General features: G+C 42.1%; 15 protein-coding genes. 5 read left to right on the forward strand and 10 right to left on the reverse strand.

Going from position 1 to position 21,275, the window contains the following annotated elements:
* Positions 1–222: 222 nt before the first annotated feature.
* From FHS10_RS26705 to FHS10_RS26715, 3 genes are all read right to left on the reverse strand, one after another.
* Complete coding sequence (locus tag FHS10_RS26705; protein ID WP_259097058.1) at positions 223–1,302, reverse strand: fatty acid desaturase; 1,080 nt, start codon at positions 1,300–1,302, stop codon at positions 223–225.
* 247 nt (positions 1,303–1,549) lie between these two features.
* A complete protein-coding gene (locus FHS10_RS26710; protein ID WP_259097060.1) occupies positions 1,550–3,421 on the reverse strand; it encodes a tetratricopeptide repeat-containing sensor histidine kinase in 1,872 nt (623 codons plus the stop codon).
* Positions 3,422–3,550: 129 nt separating this feature from the next.
* Positions 3,551–4,117 carry an acyl-CoA thioesterase gene (locus tag FHS10_RS26715; protein WP_259097061.1) on the reverse strand — a complete coding sequence of 189 codons (567 nt, stop codon included), beginning with the start codon at positions 4,115–4,117 and terminating at the stop codon, positions 3,551–3,553.
* A gap of 320 nt (positions 4,118–4,437) precedes the next feature.
* Between FHS10_RS26715 and FHS10_RS26720 the strand changes: the two genes are divergently transcribed.
* Positions 4,438–5,121, forward strand: a complete 684-nt coding sequence (locus tag FHS10_RS26720) for a hypothetical protein (RefSeq protein ID WP_259097062.1) — start codon at positions 4,438–4,440, stop codon at positions 5,119–5,121.
* Between the two features lie 257 nt (positions 5,122–5,378).
* Here FHS10_RS26720 and FHS10_RS26725 read toward each other — a convergent pair whose 3' ends face one another.
* The gene (locus tag FHS10_RS26725) at positions 5,379–5,561 is read right to left on the reverse strand and encodes a hypothetical protein (RefSeq protein ID WP_259097063.1); all 183 of its coding nucleotides are present in this window, start codon (positions 5,559–5,561) and stop codon (positions 5,379–5,381) included.
* Positions 5,562–5,626: 65 nt separating this feature from the next.
* Entirely contained in the window at positions 5,627–5,989 is a 363-nt protein-coding gene (locus FHS10_RS26730) for a SpoIIAA family protein (RefSeq protein ID WP_259097064.1), read from the reverse strand.
* Positions 5,990–6,150: 161 nt separating this feature from the next.
* Here FHS10_RS26730 and queG point away from each other — a divergent pair, with 161 nt between their 5' ends.
* The gene (gene queG, locus FHS10_RS26735) at positions 6,151–7,077 is read left to right on the forward strand and encodes a tRNA epoxyqueuosine(34) reductase QueG (protein WP_259097065.1); all 927 of its coding nucleotides are present in this window, start codon (positions 6,151–6,153) and stop codon (positions 7,075–7,077) included.
* A gap of 125 nt (positions 7,078–7,202) precedes the next feature.
* Here the strand turns inward: queG and FHS10_RS26740 are convergent, their stop codons facing one another.
* Positions 7,203–8,234, reverse strand: a complete 1,032-nt coding sequence (locus FHS10_RS26740; RefSeq protein ID WP_259097066.1) for a 3'-5' exonuclease — start codon at positions 8,232–8,234, stop codon at positions 7,203–7,205.
* A 132-nt stretch (positions 8,235–8,366) separates the two neighbouring features.
* On the opposite strand from FHS10_RS26740, the gene FHS10_RS26745 reads away from it, so the two are divergent.
* Positions 8,367–10,346 carry a DUF3858 domain-containing protein gene (locus tag FHS10_RS26745; protein ID WP_259097067.1) on the forward strand — a complete coding sequence of 660 codons (1,980 nt, stop codon included), beginning with the start codon at positions 8,367–8,369 and terminating at the stop codon, positions 10,344–10,346.
* Positions 10,346–12,259, forward strand: a complete 1,914-nt coding sequence (locus tag FHS10_RS26750; protein WP_259097068.1) for a DUF3857 domain-containing protein — start codon at positions 10,346–10,348, stop codon at positions 12,257–12,259. The genes FHS10_RS26745 and FHS10_RS26750 overlap by 1 nt, the downstream gene beginning before the upstream one ends.
* Here the strand turns inward: FHS10_RS26750 and FHS10_RS26755 are convergent.
* The 4 genes from FHS10_RS26755 to FHS10_RS26770 all read right to left on the reverse strand — a co-directional run bounded on the left by FHS10_RS26755 (position 12,246) and on the right by FHS10_RS26770 (position 20,112).
* On the reverse strand, positions 12,246–12,374 hold the full coding sequence (locus FHS10_RS26755; protein ID WP_259097069.1) for a hypothetical protein: 129 nt from the start codon (positions 12,372–12,374) through the stop codon (positions 12,246–12,248). The genes FHS10_RS26750 and FHS10_RS26755 overlap by 14 nt on opposite strands.
* Positions 12,375–12,886: 512 nt before the next feature.
* Positions 12,887–13,453 (reverse strand): C40 family peptidase, encoded by a 567-nt coding sequence (locus FHS10_RS26760; RefSeq protein WP_259097070.1) that lies wholly within the window; start codon positions 13,451–13,453, stop codon positions 12,887–12,889.
* A gap of 156 nt (positions 13,454–13,609) precedes the next feature.
* Positions 13,610–16,219: a DNA mismatch repair protein MutS gene (mutS, locus tag FHS10_RS26765; protein ID WP_259097071.1), complete on the reverse strand. Its 2,610-nt coding sequence runs from the start codon at positions 16,217–16,219 to the stop codon at positions 13,610–13,612.
* Between the two features lie 227 nt (positions 16,220–16,446).
* A complete protein-coding gene (locus FHS10_RS26770) occupies positions 16,447–20,112 on the reverse strand; it encodes a CheR family methyltransferase (RefSeq protein WP_259097072.1) in 3,666 nt (1,221 codons plus the stop codon).
* A 279-nt stretch (positions 20,113–20,391) separates the two neighbouring features.
* Between FHS10_RS26770 and FHS10_RS26775 the strand changes: the two genes are divergently transcribed.
* Complete coding sequence (locus FHS10_RS26775) at positions 20,392–21,234, forward strand: hypothetical protein (RefSeq protein ID WP_259097073.1); 843 nt, start codon at positions 20,392–20,394, stop codon at positions 21,232–21,234.
* Positions 21,235–21,275 lie beyond the last annotated feature (41 nt).

A 21,275-nucleotide genomic window follows, 5' to 3' on the forward strand; every position in this document is an offset into this window, starting at 1 on the left:
AACAAATTAAACAATAAATAGATATTTGAATTTACAGCAATAAAACATTAGTAATAAAAAAGAGGCTGATCATGATTTATGATACAGCCTCGTTTTGGGATTGTATTATTACGATGTCATTGCGAGGTACGAAGCAATCGCATGCTATACAGGGCGGCCATGCACAGTTCGCGATTGCTTCGTGCCTCGCAATGACATGACTAAGTTAGTTATGGGATGTATTTACTTCACTCTTACCAGCACCGGCTTTACCTCGGCATAGGTCAATATGGGAGCAACTATAACAGGCACTTCACTGCAATATTTAAGCAGAAATTCTTTCTTTGAATCTTTGTATGAGGTTACCGCACCTAACAAACTCATCATTTTAATGTAGCACCAGGCTAAATCAAACTGGTGTTTTTTGAAGCCCGAACGGGCGCTTTTTGGATATAAGTGGTGGTTGTTATGCCATTCGCCGGCAACATAGCCTGGCCACAATTGGTTAACAGACATGTCTTCGCGGTTATGGTCAATACCATCACGGCGTTTGTCTTCGCCTTTACCGTGGCCTTCGTAGTTAAAGGTACGTACACCCACACCCCAAAAACCGGCGGCCCCAAAAATGGCGCAAGCCAAGGGCATACCACCTAACAGGTAAAACGTGCCAAACCAAAAACCCCAGTTTAGGATAATACCTGCAACAGTGCGGTATGGGTTTGCAATAGTTCCCCATTTTTGGTACTGCGCATACGTGTTTGGTGTAACACCTACGTGTTTCATTAAGTTAATGCATTTTTTGTAGCAAGCCTCGGTCATATTGCGGGCAATAGGCTGGTGGTTTACATCGGCTAAAAAGCAATATAAAAAACCACCCTGGGCATTGTAAGGATCGCCTGGCTGATCTGACAGCGCATGATGCACATGGTGCGATACGGCGTAAATTTCTTCGGGGATAATTTTAAGGGTTAAATTCTGGGTAAAAAATCGCCAGAAATTATTTTTAAACGTGTAGGCATTGTGCGTGCAGTAGCGGTGATGCCATATAGTACCATGCGTACCCATCACTATCATACTATAAACAAAAGCTATCACCAGGCCTGTTATGGTAAAATATTTAAAAATGAACAGGAACAAAAACGGGGTTAAACAAACAATCAACATCCAGCTTAAAAAGGATAGCCAGTTCTTTTTATCTTTAAAAACATTCAGTCTCGAAAAAAACTCTTTGAAGATTTCACCATTGGTTGGTTTTGAAAGGTTACCATCCTCGTCTGTCCAGCCGTATGCAGGCGGTTCGAGCACTGTGTTTAAAAAAGCCATTAAATAATCAGGATTAATTTATCTTGTTAGGAAGTAAAATAGTGTCACAATATAGTAAAATATAATAACTACACTGTTTTATTTAGATATTACGGAATTTGCTAAATTCACCTATAAGGTTAAAACGCTTACCGATTAATTAAATTACTTATCGGTTAGTATATATTTACGAGGTTATACGTTTTATAGATTGTTTTAGGTACAATTATTTATTGATTATTTAACAAAAAAAAGGAATAATTTTTGCTTAGGTAGCCAAAGGCAGACTAAAACTGAAGGTACTGCCCTGGTTTAATACAGAAGTTACCCATAAACGGCCGCCGTTAAACTCCACCAATTCCTTACATAAAAATAAACCGATACCAGTACCAACTTCGCCCATGGTACCACTTTGGGTAAAGTGTGAATTAAGATTAAATAGTTTAGTCAATTGATCCCCGGCAATGCCTTTTCCTGTATCGTTGATACTAATGACCAGTTCTGTATTGATAACGGCACTGCTTAAGGTGATGGTGCCATTATCATCAGTAAATTTAATGGCATTGCTGATCAGGTTACCTATAACCACCTTTACGTGTTTTTCGTCGGCCTTAACACAGTGGCCGGTAATAGCCATGTTTTGAAATTTTATATCCTTTTGAAGCAACTGATAATTATAAGTTTGGGCCATTTCATCACCAATCAAATTAATATCGATGGCAGCCGGACTAACATTAATACCCCTGATCTGGCTACCGGCCCACTCCAATAAATTATTTAACGTAAGCTCGCCGCCTTTTATTACCGGTTCCATCTTACGCATCAGGCCATGCACATCTTCCAGGTCAAGGCTATTGTCTTCAAACAAGCCTATAATGTTACGCAGGTTGGCAAATGGTGTACGCAGGTCATGGCCTATAACGGCCAGCAATTTATCTTTTAGCTTATTTACCGTTGCAAGATTTTCCGACTGATCTTCTATCAAATCTTTTTGAACCAGCAATGCCTCGTGCTGCCTGCGCAGTTTGTTATTTAGCTGTTTTTTTTGCTTATAATTATACCAGGTGATGTACAGGGCAAGTAACACCACTGCCAGCGATATAATTAAAGTGACAATGAGTGCATTTTGAAAATTTATCCGGGCTTTATCTTCCCTGGCTTTTTGTTCCATTACGGCAATCTCATTAAGCCGGGCATTAAGGGCGAAGTAATTCTGGATCAGTTCTGTATTGCGAATTTTATCGGCCGTGTTTAGTTTATCGAGCGCCTGGCTATATTTTTTTTGGTAGATAAGCGCGTTGCCCAGATCTTTCTTCTGTTCAAAAGCAAACATCATGGCCCGGTAAGCTCCAGAAATGCCATCCATTAAACCAATGCTGTCTGATAATGCTACTCCCTTTTGCGCGAATGTTATTGCCTTGTCATATTGCTTTAACTGGTTATAAACGTCGGCATATTCAACATACATTTTGGCACGCAGGCGCTTGTTACTGGTTTTAAAACTCATCCTAAAAGCACTATCATTATAAGCCGTTGCTTTGCTCATTTGGTTTTTGAACTTATAGATAGAGCCAAGGCGGGTGTAAATGATATTTATTTCGCCATCGTCTTTGGCTACCCTATCAAAAGTGAGCGCTTTTAAGCTGGCGGTTAATGCTTTATCATAATCTTTAGTACGGGTATAAAGCAAAGCCTGTTCGCTGTAATTTTTGCCCTGTAACAGCATATCATGGTCAACATATTTTCCCGATAATTCAATATTACGTTCGGCCTCCTTAAAGTTTTTAAGCTCCATATAGGTACGGCCTATAGCATTGTAACAATTGGCTAATAAGGTATTTTCGTTTTTAGGGATATAGGTTAAAGCTGATTTAAGGTAAAATAAACTGATAGGATAATATGACTGCGACCAGTATACATGGCCCAGGCTAAAAAAACTTTCGCCGATACCCTTGTTATATTTTATTTTTTCGGACAATAGCAGTGCTTGTTCTGCCATTTTTCGGGCCGAATCCGGACATCTTACATATAGGTCATCAGCGTCCTTATTGTGTTTATCGATATAAACTCTCAGGCCATTTGTATCAGCAGGTATAGTTTCAGCATTTTCCTTTTGGGCATAGCTTGCGCTATATATCATTATCAACAATAGTACCTGGCTTAAAAAACGCCTCATTTACACGGGGGGAATTGGGGGATCTATAAAATCAATTAGTGTTAATAGGGTATTATCCGCAGCGACTTACAAACAGTAAAGCAAATATGTGGGTTATCCGGCAACGATACAGCGCTCGCCATGTAACATCTCTATACAATGCTCATAGTTATCGGGCATTTTTATCTGCTCTACTTCTTTCATGTAGCTTTGCTTGATCTCTTTTCTGCGGCGGGCCTCAATAAAACGCCTTACATGCTCGCGGTGCTCTAAAACCAATCCCGGAACCTGGGCGGGTTTGTTATGCTCATCCTTTGCAACCATAGTAAAGTAACTGGTATTGGTGTGCTTAACCGAACTATTCTTGATATTTTCAGATATCACCCTGATGCCAACCACTAACGATGTTTTGCCCACATAATTCACCGATGCCATAAGCGAAACTAAATCGCCGACCTCAACAGGTTGCAAAAAATCGACCGTATCAATGGAAGCCGTAACACAATAATTACCCGCGTGCTTGGCCGCGCAAACATAAGCCACCTTATCCATCAGCGACAGCAAAATGCCCCCGTGAATTTTGCCTCCAAAATTGGAGTACGAAGGGATCATCAGCTCGGTGATGGTGGTTTGGGAAAAGCTTACCGTTTTATAATCGGCCTGGTCTGTAAGGGCTGTCATTACCATAACATTTATGTTACAAGTTTAAGCATCCCACAGTATTAATGCAACAATAGTATTACACGTTAAAAAGGGGTAACCTGCGTTAGGTTAATGATCTGTATTGACCTAATCATAACAAAATTACCCATCGTAACAATTATCTTTTTAGTGTTTACTACACAGGTATTTGCGCGGCAAGGCAGGCAGGTTGTTGGTGCTGTTAAAAATATTGTTGGCATTGCAAAAATCAAGTTGCCGCCCGAAATCTATTTTAATAATAATATGGGTTGATATTGATTATATCCTGCTTTATATTTACCCAAAATCAAAAATAACCTTTGAAAAATATCACCTTGCTAATTTTTGCCCTGCTTTTTGTAAAAACCGGTTTTGCCCAGGAAACTGTAGAACGCAGCCGTCAAACCGGCAGGCATATTACCGAAAAACTACGCGTATTAAAAAGCGATAAAAGTACCCGGCAAGGTTTATGCCAGGTTATTTATGATAAAAAATACGCCATAGCCAGCGGTCAGTTTGATCATGATGTAAAAGTTGGTATTTGGCATTTTTACGGCTCTGACGGGCAACTGCTGCAAAATTACGACTATACCACAAAGGAGCTCACCTACGAAGCACCGGAGGATACCCTATCAAACCTGCGTTATTTTGTTGATAAGCAGTTAACTGATTCTGATAAAACCACGAAGCCCCTTAAAATTGGAGGAAGGTATTATGGCTTTTTGCCCTACTTAAAACTATTTAGGCTGCCGGGCAACCTGATGGATATAAACCGGGCTGTTTCTGTAGCTGTTTGCGAATTGTTGGTTAGTCCGTATGGCCGGCTGGCTTATTTAAAAGTTACCTTATACAGTGGCAATTTTTCAAAAACCTTTAACCTTAATATTGATTTATTAAGCGAGGAAGACAAAGTATTTGTGCCTGCAACGGTGAACAACGAACCCATAGGCTGCCGCATTATGCTGCGGGCTTATATTGAGGATGATGGGACATTGGGGTTTTAAAAGTTGATATCATTGAATAGATATAAGAACTCCCCCATGTCATTGCGAGCGTAGCGCGGCAATCTCGTACATTACAGGGCGGATTTGCAGAGTTCGCGATTGCTTCGTGCCTCGCAATGACATAACTTTTGTCATTCTTTGTAACTTCATAAGACCTTGATTTTATTACTTGCTATAGCCTTCCTACCACATTCCACATTTACAAATTATCGAGAAACCGAATATTGCGCCTCTACAAGAAATCTATCAGTCAATCCTTACAAATCTTCACCCGCAGGCCCTTTGCCTTTATTTGACGATTCCTGTTCATATTTATCTTTTTCGCCGGGTTTTAGTTTGGCTTGTTTGGCCAGCAAAGTGTCTTCCCCTGTATTCTCGCCAATTTCATCCTGATGCAGATCAGAATCGTCATTGGTGTTTTTGTTTTCGACGTTTTCCATTACATTATGTTTAATGATATAACAACAACCCAATCAAAAAGTTCCACCTTCAGTGGCTTAGGGACTTAAGCAGTTATCCATTTTATAGCCTCATCCAATTCCTCTAACCTATAGCCCTTATACTTACCAGGCAGTATGTATTTAAACAGGTGGCTAAATTCCCGGTCACCATCACGGTCGGTAACCACGGCCAGTTTGTGCCATTTGGTAAAATATTTCAGGCCGATACCGATATTGCCGCACCATGCACCGGCATCAAAGTTTTTGATATCGGCTTCCAGGATCAACAGGTAATTTATTTTACCGTTTTCTTTAATGTGTTCGTCCAGCAAAGGTTCCAGCTCCCGTTCATATTGCTCGTTGGTAATTTTGCCCGTAGCATGCACACCTAAAATATGTTTCGGCAGGTATATTAAGTGTTCAAGCATTTATCCTAAATGTTTTATCTATAGTTACAAAAACCACACCGATAATTAACAAATACTCCTTTTTGATGTATATAACGCGTTTTTTACAATTATTGCAGTAAAGCCCTCCCAGGCTTTACCGTAATAATTGTGATTTCAATAAATAGTATCTTTGTGTTGATATGCAAAACAGGACGGTATATAGCCAGCTCATTAAAGCCGAAGCTCAAAAGCTTGGTTTTTTGTTTTGCGGTATCGCTAAAGCCGAGTTTTTAGAAACGGAAGCCCCACGACTTGAATTGTGGTTAAAAAAGAACATGCACGGCGAAATGCAGTACATGGAAAACCATTTTGATAAGCGTCTTGACCCGCGCTTGCTGGTTGATGGGGCAAAATCGGTGATCTCATTAGGCATTAATTATTATACTGATGACCAACAGGCCGATCCATCGGCACCCAAAATATCAAAATACGCCTACGGAATAGATTACCACACCGTAATCAAAGATAAGTTACGGCAACTGTTACAGATCATCAACGAGCAGATTGGCGAAGTTGGTGGACGGGTGTTTGTTGATTCGGCACCTGTGCTGGATAAGGCATGGGCTAAAAAATCGGGCATGGGTTGGATAGGTAAAAACTCCAACCTGCTCAACAAAAAAGCAGGCTCTTTTTTTTTCCTGGCCGAACTGATCATCGACCTGGAACTGGAATATGATGTAGCCCCCACTATAGATCATTGTGGTACCTGTACCAATTGTATAGATGCCTGCCCAACCGATGCCATTGTTGGCCCCTATGTGGTTGATGGCAGTCGTTGCATATCATACCTAACTATCGAATTAAAAAACGAGATCCCCCAGGAGTTTAAAGGTAAAATGGATAACTGGATGTTTGGTTGCGACGTTTGCCAGGATGTGTGCCCATGGAACCGTTTTTCGGTACTGAACACCGAACAGGCCTTTACCCCCCACCCCGATCTGCTGCACCTTAAAGCCGCCGACTGGCAGGACATTACCCAGGATGTATTTCAAAAGGTATTCAAAAACTCGGCCGTTAAACGCACTAAGTTTAGCGGGCTGAAGCGGAATATTGATTTTTTGAAGTAATGAGATATGAGATCAACAAAAAGCCCCTAATGGGGCTTTTTGTTGATCTGGATTTTTTTCAAAAAGTCTCAAATCTCATATCTAACGTCTCATATCTAAATTATTTCTAACATCTCAAATCTAAATTATCCTTTTTTAAACTTCAGCGCCAACTGTTGCAGCATATCGTCGTTTACCGGTTTGGCTGGTTCGTCGTTCTTTTTGAATGGTTTGGGTGGATATTGCGTCCTGGTATGGTCGGGTTTGTGAAAATCTTTTTTAGTGTAATCTGCTTTTGGAGCGTCAGTACGGGGTGCCTGCTCTGCGGGTTTAGGCTGTGCTGCTGCTGCTTTAGCATGGCGTTCAGCTGCTTTTTTTGCATTCCAGCGGGCGTGGATCTCTTCCAGCTTGCGTTTGGTATATAACGGAAAATCGCCCTGCATCATCCATGAATAGTAGCTTGGCTCGGCATTTAGTACATCCTCAACACGTTTGCCTTTGTGCTTACCAAAATTGATGGTCTCTTCGCCCTGCTCATTGTAAACCATCCGGCCTGCAAAATCAACAGGTTTGCTCAGGTTGGTAAATTGATGTAAAGCCTCCACATCGCCAACAACCGGCGTAGTGATATTACCTTTTTTATCTTCCCATTGCATGTTTTCATAACGCTCAATCTGCGCCAGCAAAACCTCCATGGTAGCGCGGGTATCAGCCTCGGCCGAGTGCGCATTTTCTATCTTTTTATCACAATAAAACTGGTACGCCGCTTTAAGGGTACGTTGCTCCATCTGGTGAAAAATGTTTTGTACATCTACAAAATGGCGGTTATCTAAACTAAAATCAATACCGGCACGCAAAAATTCCTCCATCAGCATCGGGATATCAAATTTATTGGAATTGTATCCTGCTAAATCGCTATCACCAATAAAATCGGCTATCGACTGGCCAAGAGCTTTAAATTGCTGCTCGTCCTTTATATGATCGTCATAAATACCATGTACCAATGATGATTCCAGTGGGATAGGGATACCCGGGTTAACCCGATAAGTTTGAACTTCCTCACGGCCATCGGGGTGCAGTTTAATAACGGATATTTCAACTATACGGTCGGCCCCTATATTGGTACCCGTTGTTTCCAGATCAAAAAAGGCCAGCGGGCGTTTTAGTTTTAATTTCATTGTAGCGGAATCAGTAATACTGTAAAGGTCGCAAATGTCCTAAAAAGAATCAGCAGAATAAATTTTTTAATTTAAATTAATATTTAACTTTTATTTTTAAATTAATACCATCCTAATTATCGCAATTACTATATGCAAAAACTATTACTTATTATTATTTTACTTATTGGTACACAGCAACTTGTAAAAGCACAGGATTTTGAAGAAAGTGTTACCACCGAAGACCTGAACCTGAAAAATTACGCGAAAGATACATCGGCCCATGCCTTATTTTTAAATGAGTTTGGTAAAAGCCGGATTGACGTTGTTGGCGACGATCATGTTCGCCTTATATTTAACTACCATGCCCGTATAAAAATATTTGACGCAAAAGGGTTGAGCAACGGCACTATCGAAATCCCTATTCACCACAGCAGCAACGGCGAAACCACCGAAGAAGTTGAAGATATTGTAGGCACCACCTATTATAAGGATGACGACGGGTTGATGCGCAGTTCCCCACTCGATGTAAAAAAAGTATATACCGTAAAAGATTACAAATATCGCAGCACCGTAAAGTTTGCTTTACCTGCTTTACGCCCAGGCTGCGTAATTGATTTTAGCTATAAATTAACATCACCATACCTTGATGAATTCAGGAATTGGGATTTTCAGGACGAGATCCCTAAACTAAAATCGAAATACGAGGTGCATATTCCAGCTTTTTGGGTATTTAACGCTTCACTGCGCGGGGGCTTAAAACTTTCCAATACCGCATCGGAAGTGGAGCGTGAGTGCTTTTCATCGCACGGCGCAAAATGCGATTGCTCGCACATTACCTATGAGATGAAGGATATCCCCGCTTTTGTATCTGAGGACTACATGACATCGCCCAAAAACTTTGTTGCCGCCATTTATTTTGATGAGGTTGAATGGACCAACCCATACACCGGCGCAAAAACTGTGGTATCAAAAACATGGAAAGACATTGAATACCAACTCAAAAGCGACGAGTTTTTGGGTTCGCAGTTTAAGCGTAAAGAGTTGATGAAAGATAGGATTGTCGCGGTAATAGCCGGCAAAACCGATTCGCTTGAAAAGGCCAAAGCCGTTTACGCTCATATGCAAAAATGGTTTAAATGGAATGACATTATCTCTATTTACAGCCCTGATGGTATCAAAAAAGCCTATGAGGCCCATACCGGTACTATTGGCGATATTAACCTGGCGCTGGCTGCCGCGTTAAGAGCAGCAGATATCAATACCGAACTTGTGGTGCTATCAACCCGTAACAACGGCAATATCAACATGCTGTACCCGGTAATAAACGATTTTAATTACCTGATAGTAAAAGTAAACATTGGTGGTAAAAGCTACCTGCTTGATGCAACCGATCCGCAATTATCATTCGGGTTGTTACCTTTGAAATGCCTTAACGACAAAGGCCGCGTGATAAGCCTGGATAAACCATCCTACTGGATTGAGCTGAGCGGCCTGCAAAAAGAGGCCATTACCCGCACGCTTGATTTAACCTTGCTGGAAAACGGTAAATTAAAAGGCACTATCGTAAATTATTATACTGGCTATGATGCTTATGAAAAACGTAAGGCCATCAAAAAATTCAATTCGGTTGATGAGTATGTAGAAAACCTTGATGAAAAATTGCCCAAGGTAAAAATCCTGAAATCAAATATTGCCAACCTGGATAGCCTGGACTTTCCCCTTGGCGAAACATTTGAAGTAGAAGTAGATGCCTTTGATAACCTTAACCACAACAAATTGATATTTAACCCGTTTTTTTGGGGTAAGGTAACTACCAATCCCTTTAAATTGCAGGAACGTGATTACCCGGTTGACTGGGGAATGGCATCTGACGAGCGACTTGTGCTAACCGTGCACCTGCCCCCGGGATATGCTGTTGAAAACCCACCACAGGTTGCCGCGTTTAAAATGCCGAATGGCGGGGGAATGTATGCAGCCACATTTGATAATGTTGATAACACGTTCACGTTTTCAAACATCATCAGGTTTACCAAGCCAATTTATACTTCAGAAGAATATCCGTACCTTAAGGAGCTTTACAACAAGATAATCCTTACCGAAAAAGCCGATATGGTTTTTATAAAAAAATAATGAAAGTATTTGTTACCCTGTTATCGTTATTAACCATAAGCACCTGTGCCTTTGCACAGGAAAATTATGATGCATCGCTGATACCTAAAGAGTTGCTACCTTATGCCAGCGCCGTTGTACGCAGCGATGAGCTAAACATTGAGGTAAAAGATTTGGACAATACCTATTACCATATTAAAACCGCGGTAACGGTATTAAACAAAAATGGCGATGATGAAGCCGAAATTGTGATATTTCATGATAAGGCAAATGTGATCAAAAACATAAAAGGCGTGGTTTATAACCAGTTTGGTAAACCAATTGGCAAGTTTTCTGAAAGTGATTTCCAGGACGATGGCGCGGTAAGCCGTTCGGCTTTGTTTGAGGATACCAAAGTAAAACACTTTCAGCCGACAGTAACCGATTACCCCTACACGGTGGTTTATGAATACGAATTTAAATCAAAACAATCATTAAGTTTCCAGGACTGGGTACCCAAGTCATCTGCCGATGTATCGGTTGAAAAAAGTTCCTATACTTTTAGCTGTAAACCCGATTTTAAGATCCGCTATAAAGAGATTAATATGCCTTCGCCTTTAGTTGAGGGGACCAATAAACAGGGCGAAAAAACTTATTCCTGGCAGGCAAGTAACATCAAAGCTTCAAAATATGAACCTTACAGCCCGGTTTATGAAAAAATAACCAGCCGGGTAAAGATTTCGCCCGAATCGACATTTAATTACCTGGGGGTATCCGGATCGTTTGAGAACTGGAACGGGATGGGTAAATGGATCTACGATAAGCTGTTATCGTCACGTAGGGCGCTGCCGCAAAGTACCATCGACAGGATGCAGGAAATTACCAAAGGCATTACGGATCCTAAAGCAAAGGCCAAAAAGATCTATGAATACATGCAGGGTAAAACCCATTACATTAGCGTACAGGTTGGCATAGGCGGCTATCAGCCGTTTTTGGCAAGTGATGTAGACCAGCAAAATTACGGCGATTGTAAGGCACTCGTGAATTATACGCAGTCGCTTTTTAAGGCGGTGGATATTGACTCTTACTACTGTATTGTAAAGTCGGGCTCTTTGAAGCGCAGTCCGCTTGTTGATTTTGCAAGCATGAACCAGTTCGACCATGTGATCCTATGCCTCCCTTTTAAAAATGATACTACCTTTTTAGAATGTACAAGCCAGCAAATCCCCTTTGGCTTTTTAAGCGACTTTACCGACGACAGGGATGTACTGGCCTGTACGCCAGAAGGCGGAAAACTAATACACACACCTAAATATACCGCGCAAAACAACCTGCAGCAATGCAAAGCAAATTTTGTACTTAATGAAACGGGCCAGCTAACCGGCGATATGCTGACCACTTTCAGGGGTACACAATATGATAACCGGGAAGGTATCATTGAGGAAGCCCCCAAAGAGCAGGTTAAGAGCTTACAGCGCGAGTACCCCATAAACAACCTCGATATTGAAAAATTCGCTTTTAAGCAGGATAAAACTATCCATCCGGTAACTACCGAAACTATTAAACTAACCGCGCCTGATTATGGATCGGTAAGTAACGGGAAGATAGATTTTGTAGCCAATGCCATAAACCGGGTTGGCAGTGTACCACACGAGGTACGTAACCGCCATACCGATCTTTATATTAACAGGGGTTACACCGATGAAGATGAGATTAGCTATAAACTGCCTAAAGGTTATCATGTAGATTTTAGGCCGGCCCCGGTTTCTATCGAAAAACCATTCGGCAAGTTCTCAGTTTCGGCCACCGTGGTGGGCGATGAGCTGGTTTACAAACGCAAGCTACAAGTAATTGAAGGCACTTATAACAAAGACCTGTACCAGGACTTTGTAGATTTTTACCAGGCCGTTAACGAAAGCGATAACAGCAACGTAACCCTGGTTAAAGATAACTAAAGATAATGATGCCCAAAATGATGCCAATCACCATCACTACGTAAAGCGTAATCTCGGTACCGGCAAACTTTTTATATTTTGTCCAAAAGGAGTATTCTTCTTTTTCTTTCGACATATTTTGGGAGCAAAGATAAAGGATTTTTGGAGTAAGGATAAAGGATTTTTGGACGAAGGACTTGGGAAGCAAAGAATAAGGGTTTTGGGACGAAGGATTTTGTCTGAACCGGGATTAAACGAATTTATCAGATTTTTTGGATTTGATTAGCAATGTTTGCCTTACTGAGGGTTTTTCATTACTCAGACGATACTTTTACCTGCACCTCAAATCTCACCTTGCCATATTGCCAACACCAGGATCACGGATTGGCTTTGTTGTTTTTTTAAGACTGGTGCAAGCCGAAAACAGTATTATAACCACAAGCAGACAAAGTAATATGGCATTTATTTTATGCGGGTAGGCCTTACAGTTCTTAAAAGCAGTCATGATGCGGCTGGCAATTTTTCAAATAAACTTACGACTTTTTTAAGGACAAAAGATTGTTGGACAAAAGAATAAGGACTAAAAATGAAGCCCCAACTGCAAAGACCAATGAACTAATGAACCAGTGAACTAATGAACCAAAATTATTAATTCCCCGTCGATCCCATGGCATCATTTACGGAGCCGCCGCGGGAGAAGTATTTGTACAGCGATGGATCGCGGAGTTTTACAATGATCACACCTCGGCGGGAGCTGGCATGTACTACATAGCCATTTTGCAGGTAGATGCCTACGTGACTGAATTGCTTGCCATCAAAATCAAAAAACACCAGGTCGCCTTCCTTGAGGTCTTCCTCGTATTTGCGTTTGATAACGGTGATCTGCTTGCTGGTCATGCGGGGGATGGTGATGCCGTAAACCTGCTGCTCTAACAAATAAGCCAGGCCCGAGCAGTCGATACCATCCCTGTCCAATCCGCCAAACTTGTAGGGGGTACCCATCCACTGCTCAATAAATGCGTACAACCGGCCATTTTCGATATCGCTTTTGCTGACGCCCATAATGTCCGAATATTTGGAAGCTATATCGCCATTAGGTTTCACCACTTCGCCGGGCTCACCACGCATGGCCGCTTTTCGGCTATGGCAGGAGGTTAATACTATCGGCACAAAAAACAAAACGAAGCAATATAAAAGGAGGCGATGTTTGGTCATGCCGTAAAAGTAGGGTTTAGGAAGATTTTGGGGATGCGGATGTTTTTAACATGTTAACACAGGGTAGATGTGCAGGTGTGCAGATTTCAGATGTGCAGATGAATTATAACATATTGAAAACATCTGCACATCTGTAATCTAAAATCTGCACATCTGCTAACTTTTTATCACCCGTTGGATTTCATCCAGCTTCATCAATGCTTCCACGGGCGTAAGCGTGTTTACATCCAGGTTATTCAGGGTATCCCGGATTTTGACCAGTACGGGGTCATCTATCGAGAACATTTGCATTTGCACGGCTTGCTTTTGTACCTTGCGGATGCTTTCTTTGATGTGCTCGCCTCCTGTGCGTTCGTTTTCCAGCTTTTTGAGGATCTCATTAGCGCGGCTCAGCACTTTTGGCGGCATCCCGGCCAGTTTGGCCACGTGGATCCCGAAGCTGTGTTCGCTGCCGCCAGGAACCAGTTTACGCAGAAAGATGATTTGCTGCCCTACTTCCTTTACCGATACGTTAAAATTTTTGATGCGGTTAAAGCTATTACTCAGCTCGTTTAACTCGTGATAGTGAGTGGCGAACAGTGTTTTAGCTTTAGCGGCCGGGTGGTTGTGTAAGTATTCGGCAATGGACCAGGCGATGGAGATCCCATCGTAAGTTGAGGTACCCCTACCGATCTCATCCAGCAGGATCAAACTTCTGTCTGATATATTGTTGAGGATACTGGCCGTTTCGTTCATCTCCACCATAAAGGTTGATTCGCCCGACGAAAGGTTGTCTGACGCCCCTACCCTTGTAAAGATCTTATCTATCAACCCTATCGATGCCGATTTGGCCGGCACAAAGCATCCCATCTGGGCCATCAGCACAATTAAACCGGTTTGCCTGAGCAAAGCAGATTTACCCGCCATGTTGGGCCCGGTAATGATGATGATCTGCTGTGTTTCCGAATCAAGATATACATCATTAGTGATATAAGTTTCGCCCAGGGGCAGGTTCTTTTCAATTACGGGATGGCGGCCACCTTTAATATCAAGCACACGGCTTTCATTCATCTGGGGCTTTACGTAATAGTTTTTGATAGATATGGTTGCAAAATTGAGCAATACATCTAAGCGGGCTATCAGCTGGGCATTCAGTTGAATAGGTTTAATATACTCGGCAAGCGAATACATCAAATCGTTATATAAGCGGGTTTCCAGTACAAAGATCTTCTCTTCGGCACCCAGGATCTGTTCTTCGTATTCCTTAAGTTCGGGGGTAATATAGCGCTCCGCATTCACCAGCGTTTGCTTACGGATCCACTCGGCTGGCACCTTATCCCTGTGGCTATGCGTTACCTCCAGGTAATAGCCAAACACGTTATTAAAAGATACTTTTAATGATGGGATTCCGGTAGATTCGGCTTCACGTTTTTGAATTTCCAACAGGTAGCCTTTACCACCAAAGGCAATTTTACGCAGCCTGTCCAGCTCCTCGTTAATCCCCTCGTTCATTACCGAACCTTTGGCTACCATAACAGGTGGTTCGGCGCTTAGTTCGCGTTCAATCCTTTCGCAAATGGTAACGCAAGGGTTTAGCTGTTCGCCAATGGCACGTAGCGGTAAACTTTCTGAAGCCTCGGCAACTTTTTTGATGGAGCCAATGGCAATCAATGCCTTTTTGAGCTGACAAACCTCACGCGGATTGGCCTTTTGTAAACCAATTTTGGAGATCAGGCGCTCCAAATCTCCAATCTGGCGAATGCTGCCTTGCAATTCCTCGCGCAATTGTTCCTGGGCAATCATGTATTCTACAACACCAAGCCGGTCATTAATGGGCTTAATTTCTTTTAGCGGCATCACTATCCAACGGCGCAGCAAGCGAGCCCCCATCGGCGAGCAGGTATGGTCAAGCACATCAACCAGGGTAAGGGCATTTTCGTTTGACGAGCCCACCAGTTCCAGGTTGCGCACGCTAAACCTATCCAGCCATAAATACCTGTCCTCCTCTATCCGGCCAATAGCGCTGATATGCTGCAGGTTGCGGTGCTCGGTTTCATTTAAATAATGAATGGCTACACCAGCGGCTATAATGCCCAGGTTAAGCTTATCAATACCAAAGCCTTTTAATGATTTTACGCCGAAGTGTTTTAACAGCGTTTCGGTAGCGTAATCGCCGCTGTAAGGCCATTCATCAAGGGCGTAGGTATAAAAGCGGTCGCCATAGCTATCCTTAAAGTCGCGGGTACGGCTTTTAGGGTAAATCACCTCGCTTGGCGAAAAGCTTTGCAGCAGCTTATCAATATAATCGCTGTTACCCTGCGCGGTCCAGAATTCGCCGGTTGATATATCTATCAGGGCAATGCCGATGCTGTTTTTTTCAAAATGCAGCGATGCCAGGTAGTTGTTACTTTTTTGATTAAGGATATTATCGTTGGTAGCTACGCCGGGGGTTACCAGTTCGGTAACGCCGCGTTTAACGATGGTTTTGGTGGCTTTGGGATCTTCCAGCTGATCGCAGATGGCCACCCGCTGCCCGGCACGTACCAGTTTGGGCAGGTAAGTATCCAAAGAGTGGTGCGGAAAACCGGCCAATTCAATATGGGTACCCACCCCGTTACCACGACGGGTAAGTACAATGCCCAGTATCCCTGCGGCTTTAATGGCATCCTCGCCAAAAGTTTCGTAAAAATCACCCACACGGAACAGCAGTAAAGCACCGGGGTACTTTATCTTTATAGCATTATATTGCTGCATTAAGGGGGTTTCTTTGGTAGTATCTTTAGCCAAGCGGTTTACTCCTTTTGTTAATCGGGTAAAGTTAATGCATTGGGTGCGCTTTTAGGGCATTGTGGAAAAGTTGGGTTGTTGTGGATATCGGAATGAAGGTTCCTTTAAAATCCGGATGAAAAAATCGAATAATAAATTTCGAATGTCTAACAACGGATTTTCCGATCATTATTCGATATTGGATATTCGTGTTCGATATTAAATCTACTTTAATCACATCATCCATCCTACCCTCTTGCCGGTATCACAAACCAAAAAGTTGAGCCTTTGCCTTCCTCGCTTTCAACCTGGATATGACCGAGATGCTGCTTCACAATTTCGGATGATATAAAAAGGCCCAAACCTAAGCCTGCATAACGTTGCGAGTTTTCATCAACCCGGTAAAAGCGGTCAAAAAGCATGGGGATCTTATCAACTGTGATGCCTATGCCAAAATCTGTTACCGCTATTTTAATCCCCCCAGGCAATTTTTCGGTTTTGACGATAACCATTGCGCCACCGGGCGAGTATTTGATGGCATTGGATATCAAATTAACTATTACCTGTTCAAGCCGGTTCCTATCAGCATAAATCTTTGTGTTGTAATCCCCCTCAACCAAAATCTGATGCTGCGAACTGCTTTGTAATTCTTCGCGGCATTCTTCTATCAATTCGCCAAGCGTAAACTCTATTTTCCTTAATTCCAGTTTGCCCGCCTGTATCTTGGTAACATCCAGCAGATCTTTGATCAGTTCGGTTAGCTTATCAACCTGCTTATTGGCTTTTTGAGCAAAGCCATGCAGCGCTTTCAATTCTTCTTTTTTTACCGTAGCGCGCTCAATAATTTGTAATATGGCCTTTAAACTGGTAACTGGTGTTTTTAACTCGTGACTGGCTATACTTATAAATTCATCTTTTTTATTTAGCAGATCAAACGTTCCTTCGTCGATGAGTTTTTGCACACTAATATCAAGCAAAGTACCAATGAAACGGGTGGCAATGCCCTCTTCATTAAAGTAAGCACGCCCTTTTGCCTTAAGCCATTTAGTTTTGCCCCGGATCAGATCCGTCCTGAACTCAATATCAAATTCCTTCAACAGGCTATCCCGAAGCGCCTCCCTGATCCGTTCTTCTACCCTGGCACGGTCATCAGGATGGATCCTATCTAAAAACACAGCAATATCAACCCTATCTGCTATTTGTAGCCCAAATATTTCCTTACATTGCTTATCCCAAACAACTTCCCGGGTTTTCGGCGCGTAATCCCAGGTACCCAAACCGGCAGAATCGACCGCAAATTTGAGCCGTTCTTTACTCTCGATTAATAAACGCTCTACTTCAGCCAATCCCTGTTCAATTTTCCGTTTATCGGTTATATCTTCAATAGACAATAATATCAGCTGTTCGCCATTTATATTGTCGATTTGCCGGGCGTTAAAGCATAAAAGGCGCTTCCCCAATAAGGGAAAAATTTGCTCAACCTCAAAATCTTCCAGTTGTTTTTTTCCTGGCAATACATCGCGTAACAACTGCTTTAATCCTGGAATATCCCATTGATTATTATCGAACTCATATAAGTAACGATTTTCGGTTTCCTTTTCGGTAAGCTTAAACCTTTGATAAAAGCCTGCGGTTGCCCTTTTTATTTTCAGCTCGCTATCCAGGATGATCAAAGGATCGCGGATTGTTTTAACAATACCCTCGGTATACTGGCGGGCATTGTTGAGCTGGTCATTCCTGTCTAACAACTCCTTATTAACAATCATAATCTCCTCGTTGGTGCTTTGCAGCTCCTCTTTAGAGGTTTCCAGTTCTTCATTGAGGCTTTGCAGCTCTTCGCTGCCAGACAACAGCTCTTCATTGGCGCTTTGCAATTCCTCGTTGGAGGTTTCCTGCTCTTCGGTAATAGCGCGCATGTCTGCCCGGGCCTGGGTCAGCTCTTTCTCCAGTTGCTCAATTCTTAAATCATTCTCATCATAGGCAACACTTGCCCCAACTGGGTTTACCTCATCGGGCACATGCTGAACACCTGTTGATGACGCGTTTTGAAAAACAACCAGGTAATAAAGCTCAGGAGTATCTTTTAGCGGAATGGCCTGGATGTTTACATAATGTTGTAAACCATTCGCTTTAAAAAACACCCCAAACTTACGGGCAGGCAAACTTGTTTTTTTGGCCAGGTGCAAAATGTTACGCAACTCAAATGACAAGCCTTCCCTTGCCATTTTCAATAAATTAAAGCTGGGTTTGCCAATAGGGGGTATCAGCCAGTTTTCTGTAGCGCCCCTAAACTGCATAATATCAAATTTATCATTTACCAATACGGATGCAGGCATAAAGCTGGCCAGCATTACATCATCGGCTATTTTAAAAACATCCTTATCGGAGCTTTGCTTTTGAACACTTTTATCAATTTCCCTGAACGATTGCTCCCTGCCCGCCGAGCTTACAGCCATAAAACGCCCTATAGGGCCTTTACGTACGTAAATTTTTTCGGTACTATTATAGGCCGTAAAAATATCGGTATTGGCACCAATGGTCTCCGATTTGCCAAGCATCAGGAATCCACTTTCATTTAAAGCATAATGAAAGGTGGATAGCGCCCTTTTTTGCAGCACCGGCTCCAGGTATATCATCACATTACGGCAGCTCACCAGGTCGATCTTTGAAAACGGCGGATCTTTAAGGAGGTTGTGATGTGCAAATACGCACATATCCCTGATAACTTTACTTACCTGATAAGTACCTTCCTGTTTAATAAAAAATTGCTGTAGCCTTGAGTCAGACACCCCCTCCAACTCGTTTGACCGGTAAGTACCCGTACGGGCTTTGGCAATGGCTGTTTCAGATATATCGGTAGCAAATATCTGGATCTTCATGGCGGCAGCTTTATCTCCTAACTGCTCCTGCAGGCAAATAGCCATTGAATAGGCTTCCTCACCTGTGGCGCAGCCGGCAATCCAGATACGCAAGGGCTCGGTATTTATTTTTTTACTGAACAGCGTCGGGAAAATGCTCTTACATAAAACATCAAAGCTTTGAGCATCCCTAAAAAAATTGGTAACGGATATCAGCATATCGTTATACAAAGCATCCTGCTCGCTCTTGTTCTCGCGTAAAAAACTCAGGTAGTTTGATGGCTTTTCAATTTTATTTAAAGCCATGCGTCTAACAATCCTCCGCTTTAACGTGCTTTGTTTATAATAAGTAAAATCTACCCCCCGGCGTACGCGCAATACGGTAAGGATCTGCTTAAAGGTTTCCTTATCCTGTTCCGGCAGGGTATCCGTAATTTCGATTTGTGAATATTCGGAGTGAAAAGGATGATTAATTTCGATGAGGCGCTGCGCTATTTGCGCAGGAGGCAATACAAAATCAACAACGCCGGCTTTAACCGCGCTTTTGGGCATGCTATCAAATGCCGCCGACCCCTCATCCTGTGCAAAAGTTAAACCACCATATGATTTAATAACCTGTAAGCCAAGTGTACCGTCATTTAATGAACCTGATAATACAATACCAACAGCGTAGTCCTGGTGCACTATACCTAACGACGAAAAGAAAAGATCGATAGTATTGCTCTGTTTATTCTTTTTATGTAAAGGCGCCAGTTTAAGAATTCCATCCTCGGTGGTTACTATTTTATTTTGCGGGATAATGTACAGATGATCCTGCTCCAGGTGGATATTATCAGTAATGGCCTGAACAGGGAAAGGCGTTACTTTTTGCAAAAGCTCTGGCAGGATGCTTTCATGGTTGGGACTCAGGTGCTGGATAAAAACAAATGCCATTCCTGATTTTGCAGGGAGCGCCTTTAAAAATTCTTTTACTGCATCAAGCCCACCGGCAGAGGCACCTATCCCAACTACCGGAAATTGCGCTGCAGAATTGTCTTGTTTATTTGCTTTCTCCACTACTGCTATAAAGATTAACGACTTAACGGTTATACAAATACTTATTGGCTCACCAGTAAAGTGTTGCGTGGTAAGCCTTAAAAGTACGTCAATAACACCACAATGAAGAATAATAAAACCGGCGCATTGTTTCAGTAGGCATAACTTATTTAATTGTTAAACAATTACGGTTAAAGCGTAGCTAAGCCATTAAGGGCACTGCGGAATGTTTCCCGTTTTATTTTTATGGCGATAGTAATATTTATTAAATTGGCATTGTGTTGAAAACAGCCTCTCCTTATGAAAAGAATATTCCTGTTTAGTTATTTATTGATGATAAGCTTGTTGCTGATGAGCGGCGCAGCCCGCTCGCAGAGTATTTTTACCGCCTTGCATTTAAACGAAGAAAGGGAATACAAAACTGCAAAGCCGCGCAAGATCATTGAAACAAACACTTTTTACAACAGTAAAGGCAAAGAGGTAAAAAAAGCAGTAAAAACCTTTGACAGCGCCGGGATGCTGCTTACAGAGGAGCGCTTTGATGAGGATAACCAGCTTACATCAAGATCGACCTATACCAATGATACCGTCAACAGGTTGGTGCTGGAAAATAGTTATGAAGACTGGACAAAAATAACAGGCACAACCAAAGAGACTATCGAATACATTTATGATAGCAACAATTTCCTGGTACGCGTTTTAGATAAAAATAAATTGGGGAACGTTTACGAAAAATTCGAGATCATCAATAATGAACATGGCGATCCTATTGACCTTGCCGGTTATCGCTTTAACAACGCCTTGTTTGGGAGGGAAAGTGCAACCTATTTATATAACCAGAATAAAGCCATTGTATCGGTATCCAAAGCCGACGGAACAGTTTTATCTACTGATACGATGCTCATCAAGTTTAAAAAAGCACTTCAGTTCCCTACTCCCGATATGGCTTTTAATGAACAAGGCGATATGATTAACTGGACAACTAAAAACTTTAATGGCACCCAAACTTTTTATACGGCAAAGTTTGATTATGACAACAAGGGCAATTGTACCAATGAAACCATTTATAAGGTAACCATAAAACCCAACGGCAAACAAAAACAAGAAATTAACCGGAATTTTAAGAAGGAGTATTTTTATTAACCAATTACTGTTACTAAGCTAAGCCTCCTCGCCCAGGTTTT

This window comes from Mucilaginibacter dorajii, assembly GCF_024808255.1.
GTDB lineage: Bacteria > Bacteroidota > Bacteroidia > Sphingobacteriales > Sphingobacteriaceae > Mucilaginibacter > Mucilaginibacter dorajii.

Coding starts and splice junctions, on each gene's coding strand:
- FHS10_RS26745 (WP_259097067.1), top strand. CDS start 8,367: ATGCAAAAACTATTACTTATTATTATTTTACTTATTGGTACACAGCAA.
- FHS10_RS26730 (WP_259097064.1), bottom strand. CDS start 5,989: ATGCTTGAACACTTAATATACCTGCCGAAACATATTTTAGGTGTGCAT.
- FHS10_RS26750 (WP_259097068.1), top strand. CDS start 10,346: ATGAAAGTATTTGTTACCCTGTTATCGTTATTAACCATAAGCACCTGT.
- FHS10_RS26705 (WP_259097058.1), bottom strand. CDS start 1,302: ATGGCTTTTTTAAACACAGTGCTCGAACCGCCTGCATACGGCTGGACA.
- FHS10_RS26775 (WP_259097073.1), top strand. CDS start 20,392: ATGAAAAGAATATTCCTGTTTAGTTATTTATTGATGATAAGCTTGTTG.
- FHS10_RS26710 (WP_259097060.1), bottom strand. CDS start 3,421: ATGATATATAGCGCAAGCTATGCCCAAAAGGAAAATGCTGAAACTATA.
- FHS10_RS26715 (WP_259097061.1), bottom strand. CDS start 4,117: ATGACAGCCCTTACAGACCAGGCCGATTATAAAACGGTAAGCTTTTCC.
- FHS10_RS26725 (WP_259097063.1), bottom strand. CDS start 5,561: ATGGAAAACGTCGAAAACAAAAACACCAATGACGATTCTGATCTGCAT.
- FHS10_RS26740 (WP_259097066.1), bottom strand. CDS start 8,234: ATGAAATTAAAACTAAAACGCCCGCTGGCCTTTTTTGATCTGGAAACA.
- FHS10_RS26760 (WP_259097070.1), bottom strand. CDS start 13,453: ATGACCAAACATCGCCTCCTTTTATATTGCTTCGTTTTGTTTTTTGTG.
- FHS10_RS26755 (WP_259097069.1), bottom strand. CDS start 12,374: ATGTCGAAAGAAAAAGAAGAATACTCCTTTTGGACAAAATATAAAAAG.
- queG (WP_259097065.1), top strand. CDS start 6,151: ATGCAAAACAGGACGGTATATAGCCAGCTCATTAAAGCCGAAGCTCAA.